The organism is Rhodococcus sp. ACS1 (assembly GCF_002300155.1).
Taxonomy (GTDB): Bacteria; Actinomycetota; Actinomycetes; order Mycobacteriales; family Mycobacteriaceae; genus Rhodococcus_F; species Rhodococcus_F koreensis.
In genome coordinates this window covers 495073-507043 of sequence record NZ_NSDZ01000007.1, presented here as the reverse complement: position 1 = coordinate 507043, position 11971 = coordinate 495073, and the positions used below count along the sequence as shown (strand labels likewise).

Sequence of the window (11971 nt, the reverse complement as noted above, 5' to 3'; positions counted from 1 at the left end):
CTCACAGCCCACATCCGGTTTCGCGAGCCCTGTGCCCGTGGGCGCACGCAGCCGCGTCGTCGGTGGCTGCCAGCTCGAACAGTTGGTGCGCCAGGTCAGTCAAGGCACGTGCGGCGGCCATCTGGCGACTGACCTGGACTGTGTCGGCGTGTCGGGAACGGCAACCGGCCTCGCCCTGTCCTTCGATGGTCTCATCGCGAGTGTGCAGGCGCGCCGTGGCCCGTGAGCAGGTGGGCTCCGCGTCGGTTTCTCGTATCTCGATCTCCACGGGCCAACTGGTTGCGGGGATCGGTCGGCTCATCGCGGGTCGGCACCCCTGCGATTCGTGATCTTGCCACGGCATTGTCATGGCCCCTCCACTTCGGTCGGTGTGTGGTGCTCGGTCGCCGGACCCACTTCCGCCAGGCCGTAGGGCACCGTGCCGGCGGTCGGAGTGATGACTGCCCATGTGTTCGGCGCCGACTCGTAGCGAAGGGACAGCACCGATTCCGGGTGAAGTTCCAGAGCCGTGAAGAGTCGCTGCCGCGCAACCCGCTCGGCAAGCTCCGGTAGGTCTTCGATCGGAACCCCCGCAAGGTCCGCAATACTGCCCGCAACCGTGCGAACAATCGCGTCTTGGGTGAAGTACGCACCGAACTCGGAAGTCAGCCGCTCCGCCGAGAGTTGCGCATGCGGCAACGGGTTGTCGTCCGTGTCACTGTTCGTCATGGTCATAGCGTTATGACGTCCTTCGATGCAAAATTGCGCGGTCCTGGTTCCCTCAGCATCGCGACCAGCCCGAGCCGGCAATAGAGCCGAAGGACCGTAGTCGAGGACCAAAGGCTCTGACGTGTCTGGCCGTACACGCGATTGAATGAAGTTCCACGACGACGGGCAGGTGACGCGTATGAATGCCATTCGGCCACCCTCAGTCACGGATGGTGTCGTCGTGCGCTACCTCGACTCGACCGATGGTGCCGCTGTGCAGGATTTGCACGAGCGGATGGATCAGCACGATTCCTACATGAGGTTCTTCGGCGCCCGTCCGAAGCATTTCGAGGATTTGGCCGAGTCCCTGTGCCGACAGGATCGCGAACATTGCGCACTCGGCGCCTTCGTCGGCGGCACTCTGGTGGGAGTCGCGAACTACGTGCGTCCGGCCGATCAGGCCGGCGCCGACGCCCCTCTGGTCGAATTCGCAATGGTCGTCGATCACGACTACCAATCGCACGGCATCGGAACGATGCTTCTCGATCATCTCGTCGATGCGGCGCGTGCGCATGGGATCAAGCGGATGACGGCCGAGGTGCTGGCGGTGAACACGTTGATGCTCGAAGTGATCCGCGACCACGGGTGGGCCCACGCGCTACGTTGCGACAGGACCACACTTCACCTAGACCTCGGTCTCGATGCTGACGACACGAGTGCCACCGCACCGACGGCACTTCGCCGATAGCGTGATGAAGTCCCATGTCGACGTCCGGGAGAGTGCACGGGGGTTCGCGGGTATCGACCGTCGGCGAACTCGACGTCAACGGCGTCGAGACGCACACCGCCTATCTCGTTATGGTCGGTGACGTCGTCTTCAAAGCGAAAAAGCCGATTCGGACGGCGTTCGCCGATTTCAGTACCGCCGCCAAGCGGCGTGTGGCCTGCCACCGTGAAGTGGCGTTGAACCAACGGCTGTGTCCCGATGTCTACCTCGGAGTCGCCGAATTGACCAACCCTGCGGGAGGGGAAACCGAATCGTTGGTAAAGATGCGCCGGATGCCGTCGGATCTTCGGCTGGCCAATCTGGTCGGCACCGGCGCGGATCCGACCTCGCATCTGGATGCTCTCGCCGCCGCCATCGCCCGGTTCCATGCCCGGGCGGAGCAGAGTGTGGAGATAGATCGTGACGCGACCTCTGACGCCATAGCAGCGCGGTGGCGCGCCAACGTCTCCGAGGTGACGAGCTACCGGTGCGATGTCCTGCCGGCAGCGGACGCTGACGAGGTCGGTCGTCGGGCTCTCCGGTATCTGCAGGGACGGAAACCGCTGTTCGAAAGCCGCATTCGGGAAGGCCGGATCGTCGATGGTCACGGAGATCTTCTCGCGGACGACATTTTCTGTCTCGCCGACGGGCCGCGCATCCTCGACTGCCTCGACTTCGACGACCACCTCCGACACGTCGATCGCGTCGACGATGCAGCATGCCTGGCCATGGATCTCGAGTACTTGGGGCGTGAAGATCTGGCATCGCGGTTTCTCGATCGGTATTGCGCCGAGGCCTGTGACCAGCCACCGGCATCTCTCTGGCATCACTACATTGCGTATCGCGCGTTCGTCCGCGCGAAGGTCGCCGGCTTGCGGTACACGCAGGGTTCGGACACTGCCCGCGAGGATGCCCGGGCGCACTGCAGCCTCGCGTTGCGGCATCTGCGTGCCGGAACCGTGCGAATGGCACTGGTCGGTGGGCTGCCCGGCACCGGAAAGTCGACACTCTCGAACGGATTGACTGACGTCACCGACTCCGTCGTCATCTCCAGCGACCGCGTCCGCAAAGAACTCGCCGGGCTCGATCCGCATTCCCGGCAGGTATCCGGATTCGGTGAGGGCTTGTACAGCGGCACCATGACCGACCGCACCTACGCCGAGATGCTGCGGCGCGCTCGCGACAACCTCGAGGCAGGAAGATCGGTCGTCCTGGATGCGTCGTGGACCCAATCGATCTTCCGTGAGCGCGCCGCCCTCATTGCTTCCTGCACCCATAGCGATCTTGTCGAACTCGAATGCAGGGCAACGCGCGGCGTGGCGATCGCGAGAATCGGCAGTCGCCCATCCGGCGACTCGGACGCCACCCCCGCGGTATACGACGCGATGGCCGCGCGTGCCGCGGAGTGGACGTCGGCCACCGCGGTCGACACGGACACCGCCCCCGAGGACAGCCTGCAGGCGGCAGAGCGGATCTGGCATTCGACATCGGGGTGGCGAGATGACTAGTCACAGCGGCCCATCCCCCCGGGCACGGGCCCGGCTCGCCCGACGACAGGAGTTCTCATGCCCGACATCGTGACGTTGACGATGAATCCCGCGCTCGACATCACCACAAGCACCAACCGGGTGGTCCCCACCGACAAGGTTCGCTGCGGCGCGCCTCGCCGCGATCCCGGCGGCGGCGGACTGAACGTCGCCCGAGTCCTGCATGTTCTCGGCACCCCCGCGACTGCGGTATTTCCTTCAGGCGGCCACACCGGCCGAGCCCTCGAGTGAGGTTCCCCCCGAACGGTGGACAAGGGGGTTGCGTGCCTCAGGCGACTTCCACCTGAAGCAACTTCTCGTAGCTGTCGGGACTGTGCATCCCCACCGTAGAGTTCCGTCGAACAGTGTTGTAGAAGACAATCCAGTTGTCAACGCCAGCAACGAGATCAGCCTTCGTTGCATAGACGTGCCGATAGTATTCTTCATGCTTGAAGATCGACCAAAACGATTCGGATGGACTGTTGTCCCAACAAATCCCGGTCGCACCCATCGACCGACGCAACCCGTGCTGCACACACGACGCCGCGGTCAGGTGGGCAGTGTATTCCCCACCCCGGTCCGAATGCAGGATCGTCTCGCGACACCGCCCACCGCGCGTGGCCACGGCTCGATCGATGGCGGTGGTGACCATCTCGGCGCTGATGTGATTAGCAATGCTGTATCCCAACACCTTCCGTGAATGACCGTCCCGGATCGCACACAAGAACATGTCCCCCTCACCGCACGTGAGGTAGGTGATGTCGGTAAACCAGACCGCATCGAGCCGGCCCCGATCGAAGTGCCGCTCGATCAGATCCGGCGGGAACGACGCCTGCGGATCGACCACCGTGGTCTTGACCTTGAACGTGCGCGGGCTGATGCCCTCCACACCGAGCGAGGCCATGATCTTGGCCACGGTCTTGGCGTTCACCACCTCACCACGCGCCCGCAACTCGGCCGTGACCCGCGGCGACCCGTAGGTACCCTTCGATTCCCGGTGGATCTCGACGATCTTGACTTCGAGGTCGGCGCGACGCTGTTGCCTCGGCGTCAACACCGTGGCGACTCTGCGCTTGACGTACTGGTAGTAGCCCGATGTGGACACCTCCAGCAGTCTCGCCATCCGCAGGATCGAGAACCGTTCACCTTCCGGCGCGGCGGTGCCGGCGGTCTCTTCGATGTTGTCGGGGCCGGCGTACTTGGCCATCAGATCGAACCGGGTCGGTTCTTCTGCATCGCGGCAAAGTACGCCGAAGCTTTTACCAGGAAAGCGTTGTCCTTCTCGAGTTCGCTTACCTGCCTTCGCAATCGGAGTAGCTCGGCGTGTTCGGCCGCGTCCAAAGGCTTCTCTCCGTGGGACTCTGCGGCGGCGATTCTGCGCCGCTCGAGTTTGACCCATTCACCCAACAGACTCTCGTTGAGGCCGAGTTCTCGGGCGACCTCTGCGATGGTGCGACCGGAGTCGATCACCCGGTGGGCAGCCTCGACCTTGTACTCGGTCGTGAACGACCGACGCTTGCGAGGGGGCATACGGACATCCTTCCAGCGGGACCGGTGTCCCGCCAAGTCGGTGTCCACTTTCCGGGGGGAACCTCAGAGGACCTCGTCGCGACCGAAGGCGTTCCCATCCGGAGTCTGACGATCCGTGGCTCTACACGGGAGAGCCTGACGATCAACGAGAACGAGACGGGTCTGCAGTACCGATTCGTCCTGCCGGGACCGACGGTGACCACGAGAGAACAGAGAGCCTGTCTCGACCTTCTTATCGAGGTCGCCTCGGGAGCCGACTATGTGGTGGTGAGCGGGAGTCTGCCACCGGATGTACCTGCCGACTTCTACCAGCATGTTGCGGGCGCCGTCGGTGACCTCGGTGCACGAGTGATCGTGGATACGTCCGGTCCCGCGTTGAGGCAACTTCGAGGCCGTGTCTTTCTCGTCAAGCCCAGCATCCGCGAACTTCGTGACTGGACGGGCCGCGAATTGTCGGCGATCGACGACCAGGTGGCCGCGACGCGGGAGGTCATCGACCGGGGGGTCTGCGACGTCGTCGTCCTCTCGCTCGGCGCCGAAGGCGCACTGTTGGTCACTCAGGATCGCGACGAATACTTCCCGTCGGTCGAAGTCCCCGTCGTCAGCGGTGTCGGTGCCGGCGACAGCATGGTCGCAGGCGTGGTGAGCGGCCTGGCGCGCGGTCGGTCGTTGAGCGACTCGGTGCGGTACGGGATCGCCGCCGGGGCGGCCATGCTGCAGACACCGGGCACCGCCCTGTGCCGACGAACCGACGTCGAACGGTTCTATACACTGCTCACAGAGGGGTCTGCTGCAGACACGACCGTCGGATAGTCACGCATGCGCGAGACACAGACCGGCCACGCGCAACTCCGCGCATCCCGGATCGTATCGGGCCTCATCCACAGCGGTTTGGCGGTTGATGGCACATACGCCTGTGGGTCTCCGGTAAGACTTGTGGGTCTCCGGTAAGACTGGCACGCTCACGCGGCCGCGTGAGCTTGCCACCTCGACTGGAGTGACCCGGCGAACCGGGGCCCTATCGACCTCCACGGCTGAGAGCGGACCCCTCGCGCAGCACGGTTCATTGCCGTCACGGTGCGCGGTGACGTAGTCGCCGCCACTGCTGATCGGTATCGCGACAGGCTCACTCACCGGGTTGCACCTCGCCGGTCCCCGTTCGCGGACATCCGCAGATCGGACCTCGCTCGGTCGAGCAGAATCCTGCGTTCCGCAGCCGAAACATTGTGACGGGTAACGGCGGCAACGTCCGGTGCCACGGACACCGAGGTAATACCTTTGCGCACGAGATGTTCCGCGAGAGCGGGATTGGTCGACACCGCCTGTCCGCACAGGGATGTGGTGAGCCCGGCACGTGTGGCACGCTCGATGATGACGTCGATGGCGTCGAGTACGGCAGGGTCCATGGTGTCGAACAGATCTCGGCAGATCTCGGAATCCCGATCGACGCCGAGCACCAGTTGGGTGAGGTCGTTGGTGCCGATGGAGACACCGTCGATGCCGAGTGCCGCGTACTCCGGGATCCAGTAGGCGACGGAGGGCACCTCCGCCATGATCCACCGGTGCATGCGGCGATCCGCGCCCAGCGGATGGGAATCGAGGTCCGCAAGGCACTGTGCGAGCTCCCATCGGGTGCGAATGAACGGGATCATCAGATGCACGTTCGGGTAACGCTTCCGGACGGTGAACAGCACGTCGAGGTCGAGGCGGAACAGTTCGGGTTCGCGCACGTAGCGGAAACAGCCGCGGTAACCGATCATCGGATTGTCTTCGTGAGGCTCCACGTCGCCACCGGACAGGTCGGCAAATTCGTTGGTGCGTAGATCGATCGCCCGATAGATGACCGGACGCGGGGCGAACGCAGCGGCGATACGTTCGACCGCCGCCGACATCTTGGCCACGTACTCGTTGCGGCGTCCTTGCGCGATCATGGCTGCCGGGTGCGTCCCGGCCAGTGCGTCCATGATCATGAACTCGGCGCGCAGCAAGCCCACTCCGTCGACGTCGGATGCGGCCACACGTTCGGCGGCGTCCGGTGTCGCGAGGTTGACGTACACGGAGGTGGCCGTCACCTCCGGCGTCGGTAACCCACCGACCCGGTCAGTCGCCGGTCGCGGTGAGGAAGCGGAAACGGCCCCTCTCTCGGGTGTGCTCGATACGGATGCAGCTACCGCGCCGTCGTAGACCACCCCCGAGTCTCCGTCGACGGTGACGATCGCCCCGTCCACCAGTTCGCTCGTTGCGGTCCGGGTCCCGACCACTACCGGACGTCCCAGTTCGCGGCCGACGATGGCGGCGTGACAGGTGATCCCGCCGCCGTCCGTGATGATCGCCGCTGCACGGCGCAGCACCGGGAGCCAGTCGGGGCGTGTCATGGGTGCCACCAAGATCTCTCCCTCGGACAGCCGGTGAGCATCGGATACGGACCGCAGAATGCGGACGCGGCCGGTCGCCGTTCCAGGACCTGCGCCGAGGCCGTGGACGAGGACCTTGTTCGTCGATTGGGGGGGCTGCTCCGTGTGGGTCCGGGGCTTGTCCAGTGTCGTGATGGGTCGTGTCTGGACGATCCACAGCCGATCGGCGTCGAAGACGAACTCGAGATCCTGGGGAACGTGGTAGTGGTCTTCGACAGCGACGGCGAGCAACGCCAATCGTTCGAGCTGCTGGTCGGTGAGAACGCGCCGGCCCCGTGCGGTGGCGGGAATCTCCACCGAATGTTGCCCTTCCGCATCCGCGGTGATCGAGAACGACTGTGACCCGATGTGGGCATCGATCACAGCGAAGCCCGACTTCGCCACCACGTAGGTGTCCGGCTCCACCTGTCCTCCGACTACCACCTCACCGAGTCCGGTCGCGGCTTCGACGACGATACGGTCCCGTGCGCCTGTTCTGGGATCCGCGGTGAAGACGACGCCCGACTGGTCGGCGCCCACCATCAACTGGACGACGACCGCGATCGACGGCTCCTCGGTCACCCCCTGCACACTGCGATAGGTGAGTGCACGCTCGGACCACAGCGACGCCCAGCATTTGGTGACCGCCTCGATGAGCGCGTCGTCACCGGATACCCCGATGAAGCTGTCGTGGATACCCGCGAACGACGTATCCGCGGCGTCTTCGGCGGGCGCTGAGGAGCGCACCGCCAGCCTCGGCGAGCCGGCGCCGAATTCGCGATATGAACCGAGAATTTCTGCGCGCAAGGCAGCGGGCATCAAGACGCCGAGCACGGTCGCGCGCAACTGCTGCGACGCTGCGGTCAAGACGCTGTCATCGGCCCCGGCGGGCGGCAAGGCGTGGTCACGCAAGGTGTCGCGCACTCCCGCCTTCTCCATCGCCTCCAGGTAGCCTTCGGCGGTGACGGCAAATCCGGGGGGCACCGGATAACGCGCGCGCGTCAGCTCACCGAGATTGGCCGCCTTGCCCCCAACTGATGGTGCGTCCGCCAATCCGAGTTGATCGATCGGCTTGACCCAACGGTGTTCGACCACCGCCTGTTGCACATTCATGAGGTCTCCTCGTCGTCATGATCCAGCGAACACCGTCGAGTTCGGACCGCACAGGGTCCAAAGTCACCGTCACCTCGCGCAGCGGGCCGAAGCACCCTGTCCGTCTCCGGCCTGCCGGTTCGATGATGGAACGACCCTCTACCGACAGGAGGCGCCGACGTGACCCGCTCGACCGTCATCACGCAGACCATTGGCGGCGCGGCGCTGATCGCGGTGCACGTGATCCTGACGAAACCGCTACGCCGATGGCGCACGAGGTGGGGTGCAACCGCAACGGAGGCGGCGGCAACGTTGCCGGGAGAGAGCTGATCGCGAACCGCACCTGGCGTTACATGCCTGCCGTCGCGGTCGACGCGCCGCCGGAAGTGTTGTGGCCCTAGATCATCCAGCTGGGACAGGGTCGCGGAGGCTTCTACAGTTACGTCGGACTCGAGAACCTGATCGGCTGCCGCGTGCGCAACACCGAGAAGCTACTTCGCGACTACCAAACCCTGGGCACCGGTGACGAGGTGCAGCTGCACCCGAAGACACCCCCGCTGACCGTCGCGGCTGTCGAACCGAATGCACGCCTGGTTCTCCATGCCCGCGACCCCCGCACCGGTGACGCCTTCACCTGGGCATTCATCTCCTTCCCGACCAGGCTGGGCGCACTCGGCTGATCGAGCGGGGTCGCAGCACCTGCGGTCCCGGAATCGTCAGCCGTCTGTGTTTCGGGCCGTTACTGATGGAGCCGATCGGCTTCGTCATGAGCCGGAAAATGCTCCTCACACTCCAAGCTCTCGCATCGGCCGACGGTACCGCAGCTACGCAACCGTAAGAACATCACGGCACCCACACGAAGACTTGAACGAATAACATTGTTGTACAACATCTCCCATTCAGAATGTTCAGACTTCGGCGACAAACCTCGAAGCATCGCGGCCACTACCGAAAACTGAGGCCTTTTGATCCTTGTCGGCGCGTCTGCCGCCGGACGAGCATCGAGAGCAGGCCGCCTACCCAGAACCGGCGACACCGCAGAGGAGTGCCTCATGAGTGAAGATAACGCGCTGGTCCTCGTCGCCGGCTATCAGGACCTCGATCGTGCACGGCAGGACTTCGACGCGCTCGCCGTTCAGGTGCGCGGTAAGCAGATCACGCTTCGGGGTGCGGTCCTGGTTGCGAAGGACGCGGACGAGAACCTGACGGTGATTGACACGGGCGACCATCTGGGCCGGAAAGGCGCCGGGTGGGGTGCGGGCGTCGGCCTGGTGGTGGAGTTGTTCGCCCCGCCGATGCTGGCTGCAGCCGCGGTCGGCGCCGGTGCCGGCGCGCTTGCAGGCAAGTTCACCTCGCACCGTATCAAGAGCGGTCTCGAGGCCAAGGTCGGTGAGGCGCTGGCCTCCGGGACGTGTGTGGTGATCGCAGTCCTGCCGTCGGGCAGCCGGCTCCCGGTGGAGCAGGCGCTCAGCGGTGCCCCACTGAAGTCGGTCGCGGAACTGGATGGTTCGGGTTTGAGGGACCTGGAGGCGTCCCTGGCCGAGGCGATGGGGAAATTCGATCCGGATCGCACGCGGCTACCGATCCCCGACCGAACCTTCGGGGGTACCATCGGCCGCACGGTGCAGGAATCCGTACCGGATTGGACGATCGTGCCCGGGCCGAAGCCACCGGACGGTGCTCCGAACGTGTTGATCGTGCTGATCGACGACGCCGGTTTCGGCGGCCCGGACACCTTCGGCGGTGCGATCCGCACCCCCACACTGAGCCGGGTTCAGCAACAGGGATTGACGTACAACCGCTTTCACGTGACGGCGGTGTGCTCACCAACCCGGGCGGGGCTTCTCACCGGCCGCAATCACCACCGCGTGGGATTCGGCTCGATTGCCGAGTACCCGGGCCCGTTCCCCGGATACACGGCGGTGCGGCCGAGGAGTTGCACCGCACTTCCCCGGATTCTCAGCGAGAACGGGTACGTGACCGGTGGGTTCGGTAAGTGGCATCTCACCCCGGACAACGTGCAGGGCGCCGCGGGGCCGTTCGACAACTGGCCCCCGGGGTGGGGATTCGACCATTGGTGGGGCTTCCTCAGTGGTGCGGCCGGACAATACGACCCGATCGTCACCCAGGACAACTCGATCCTCGGCGTCCCGGAGGGCGAAGACGGTCACGGCTACTACTTCCCCGACGACCTCACCGACAAGGCAGTGCAGTGGCTCCACGGTGTCCGGGCCCAGGACCCACAGAAGCCGTGGTTCATGTATTACTCCACTGGGTGCAGTCACGCCCCGCACCATGTGGCCAGGGCATGGGCGGACAAGTACACGGGGCAATTCGACGACGGCTGGGATGTCTACCGCGAGAGAACGCTCGCGCGTCAGAAGCAACTCGGGATCGTTCCCGCGGACACCGAACTGACCGAGCGACCGGATCTGTTCCCCGCCTGGGATACGTTGTCCGACTCTCAGAAGAAGCTCTACGCCCGACAGATGGAGGTGTTCGCCGGATACTCCGAGAACGCCGACTGGAACGTCGGACGGCTGCTCGACTCGATCGAGGACCTGGGCGACCTCGACAACACCCTCGTCGTCTACATCTGGGGTGACAACGGCGCCAGCATGGAAGGCACCGTCACCGGCTCGTTCAACGAGATGACCTTCCTCAACGGGGTGGTACTCGACGCCGAACACCAGCTGAGGCTGATCGACGAATACGGCGGGATCGAGGCGCTCGGCGGCGACCATACCGCTCCGCACTTCGCCGCCGCCTGGGCGCACGCGAACAACACTCCGTTCCAGTGGGGCAAGCAGATGGCCAGCCACCTCGGCGGGGACCGCGACCCGATGGTCGTCGCGTGGCCGAACCGAATCACCCCCGACGCACAGGTGCGCGGGCAGTTCACCCACTGCATCGACATCACCCCCACCGTCCTGGCGGCGATCGGGCTGCCCGAACCGACCACCGTCGACGGGATCGACCAGGAGCCCATGGACGGAACGAGCTTTCTCCCCACATTCGACGACGCCGCCGCCCCCGAGCAGCACACGGTGCAGTACTTCGAGATGTTCGGCAGCCGCGCCATCTATCAGGACGGCTGGTGGGCGTGCACCCGCCTGGACAAAGCCCCCTGGGACTTCTCCCCGGAGACCATCCAACGGTTCGCACCGGGTGTCTACGACCCGGACGACGATGTCTGGGAGCTCTACTACCTGCCCGACGACTTCTCCCAGGCCCGGGACGTCGCGGCCGATCACCCCGAGAAGCTCGACGCCCTGAAGGAGCTGTGGTGGCGCGAGGCGGAACGCAACCGGGCGCTCCCCTTGCTCGGAGGGCTGTCGATCTTCTTCGGCCTGCTGCCTCCGATGCCGACGACGACCCGATTTACCTTCAAGGGCGACGTCCAGAACGTGCAGCGCGGCATGGTTCCCCGAGTGGCAGGACGCTCGTACGCCATCGAAGCGCACCTCCACGTGCCCGATGACGGCGCCGAGGGTGTCATCGTCGCCAACGCCGACTTCATCGGCGGGTTCGCACTGTGGGTCGACCACACCGGCATCCTCCACCACACCTATTCCTTCCTCGGTGTGGAGACCTACAGGCAGACGTCCGAGCGGCCGATTCCGACCGGTGACGTCACCGTGAAGATGCTGTTCGAGACCGACGAGCCCAAGCCGGGGAGCGGTGGGCACGTGTCCCTGTGGGCGAACGACGAACTGATCGGCGAGGGGGACATGCCCCGAACGGTGCCGGTCGCCTTCACTTCGTACGCGGGAATGGACGTGGGCCGCGACAACGGCCTGGTCGTCGACCTCGATTACGAGAACAACGCCCCGTACCGGTTCACCGGAACCGTCCACGAAGTCGTGTTCGATCTCCAACCGGCAGACCACGACGCCGAACTCGCGCTGCACGAGCACGCGGCGATGCAGGGCGTGGGGCACGGCGCGGCCGGCTGACCGACGCCGCCCTCGCCCGGA

General features: G+C 65.1%; 11 protein-coding genes and 1 pseudogene. 7 read left to right on the top strand and 5 right to left on the bottom strand.

What is annotated here, in order from left to right:
• Position 1: 1 nt before the first annotated feature.
• Together CJ179_RS33775 and CJ179_RS33770 are read right to left on the bottom strand one after the other, a co-directional pair.
• Positions 2 to 301 (bottom strand): dsRBD fold-containing protein, encoded by a 300-nt coding sequence (locus CJ179_RS33775; protein WP_072951313.1) that lies wholly within the window; start codon positions 299 to 301, stop codon positions 2 to 4.
• 44 nt (positions 302 to 345) lie between these two features.
• Entirely contained in the window at positions 346 to 708 is a 363-nt protein-coding gene (locus tag CJ179_RS33770; protein WP_257015912.1) for a three-helix bundle dimerization domain-containing protein, read from the bottom strand.
• 178 nt (positions 709 to 886) lie between these two features.
• Between CJ179_RS33770 and CJ179_RS33765 the strand changes: the two genes are divergently transcribed.
• The 3 genes and pseudogenes from CJ179_RS33765 to CJ179_RS33755 form a co-directional block, all read left to right on the top strand.
• A complete protein-coding gene (locus CJ179_RS33765; RefSeq protein ID WP_072950857.1) occupies positions 887 to 1435 on the top strand; it encodes a GNAT family N-acetyltransferase in 549 nt (182 codons plus the stop codon).
• Positions 1436 to 1449: 14 nt separating this feature from the next.
• Complete coding sequence (locus tag CJ179_RS33760) at positions 1450 to 2961, top strand: bifunctional aminoglycoside phosphotransferase/ATP-binding protein (RefSeq protein ID WP_072950847.1); 1512 nt, start codon at positions 1450 to 1452, stop codon at positions 2959 to 2961.
• A gap of 57 nt (positions 2962 to 3018) precedes the next feature.
• A pseudogene (locus CJ179_RS33755) lies at positions 3019 to 3225 on the top strand (PfkB family carbohydrate kinase); the annotation flags it as partial.
• Positions 3226 to 3268: 43 nt separating this feature from the next.
• Here the strand turns inward: CJ179_RS33755 and CJ179_RS33750 are convergent.
• Both CJ179_RS33750 and CJ179_RS54150 read right to left on the bottom strand, forming a co-directional pair.
• Positions 3269 to 4186, bottom strand: coding sequence for an IS3 family transposase (locus tag CJ179_RS33750; RefSeq protein ID WP_095864282.1), 918 nt, complete (start codon positions 4184 to 4186; stop codon positions 3269 to 3271).
• Positions 4186 to 4509, bottom strand: coding sequence for a transposase (locus CJ179_RS54150; protein ID WP_072951788.1), 324 nt, complete (start codon positions 4507 to 4509; stop codon positions 4186 to 4188). Before CJ179_RS54150 ends, CJ179_RS33750 begins: the two co-directional genes overlap by 1 nt.
• On the opposite strand from CJ179_RS54150, the gene CJ179_RS33740 reads away from it, so the two are divergent.
• Positions 4453 to 5322 carry a 1-phosphofructokinase family hexose kinase gene (locus tag CJ179_RS33740; protein WP_373560168.1) on the top strand — a complete coding sequence of 290 codons (870 nt, stop codon included), beginning with the start codon at positions 4453 to 4455 and terminating at the stop codon, positions 5320 to 5322. The two genes, CJ179_RS54150 and CJ179_RS33740, sit on opposite strands and share 57 nt — an antisense overlap.
• Positions 5323 to 5639: 317 nt before the next feature.
• On the opposite strand, the gene ppsA is transcribed toward CJ179_RS33740, so the two are convergent.
• Positions 5640 to 8015, bottom strand: coding sequence for a phosphoenolpyruvate synthase (ppsA, locus tag CJ179_RS33735; protein WP_072950841.1), 2376 nt, complete (start codon positions 8013 to 8015; stop codon positions 5640 to 5642).
• Between the two features lie 159 nt (positions 8016 to 8174).
• Between ppsA and CJ179_RS53115 the strand changes: the two genes are divergently transcribed.
• From CJ179_RS53115 to CJ179_RS33725, 3 genes are all read left to right on the top strand, one after another.
• Complete coding sequence (locus CJ179_RS53115; protein WP_244163418.1) at positions 8175 to 8324, top strand: hypothetical protein; 150 nt, start codon at positions 8175 to 8177, stop codon at positions 8322 to 8324.
• Positions 8325 to 8467: 143 nt separating this feature from the next.
• Positions 8468 to 8674 (top strand): hypothetical protein, encoded by a 207-nt coding sequence (locus tag CJ179_RS53110; protein WP_244163417.1) that lies wholly within the window; start codon positions 8468 to 8470, stop codon positions 8672 to 8674.
• A gap of 372 nt (positions 8675 to 9046) precedes the next feature.
• Positions 9047 to 11950: an arylsulfatase gene (locus CJ179_RS33725; protein ID WP_095864281.1), complete on the top strand. Its 2904-nt coding sequence runs from the start codon at positions 9047 to 9049 to the stop codon at positions 11948 to 11950.
• The last annotated feature ends 21 nt before the right edge of the window (positions 11951 to 11971 follow it).

Bases quoted from the DNA above. Each gene is read 5' to 3' on its own strand.
- CJ179_RS33775 (WP_072951313.1), bottom strand. From the start codon at position 301: ATGAGCCGACCGATCCCCGCAACCAGTTGGCCCGTGGAGATCGAGATA.
- CJ179_RS33770 (WP_257015912.1), bottom strand. From the start codon at position 708: ATGACGAACAGTGACACGGACGACAACCCGTTGCCGCATGCGCAACTC.
- CJ179_RS33765 (WP_072950857.1), top strand. From the start codon at position 887: ATGAATGCCATTCGGCCACCCTCAGTCACGGATGGTGTCGTCGTGCGC.
- CJ179_RS33760 (WP_072950847.1), top strand. From the start codon at position 1,450: ATGTCGACGTCCGGGAGAGTGCACGGGGGTTCGCGGGTATCGACCGTC.
- CJ179_RS33750 (WP_095864282.1), bottom strand. From the start codon at position 4,186: ATGGCCAAGTACGCCGGCCCCGACAACATCGAAGAGACCGCCGGCACC.
- CJ179_RS54150 (WP_072951788.1), bottom strand. From the start codon at position 4,509: ATGCCCCCTCGCAAGCGTCGGTCGTTCACGACCGAGTACAAGGTCGAG.
- ppsA (WP_072950841.1), bottom strand. From the start codon at position 8,015: ATGAATGTGCAACAGGCGGTGGTCGAACACCGTTGGGTCAAGCCGATC.
- CJ179_RS33725 (WP_095864281.1), top strand. From the start codon at position 9,047: ATGAGTGAAGATAACGCGCTGGTCCTCGTCGCCGGCTATCAGGACCTC.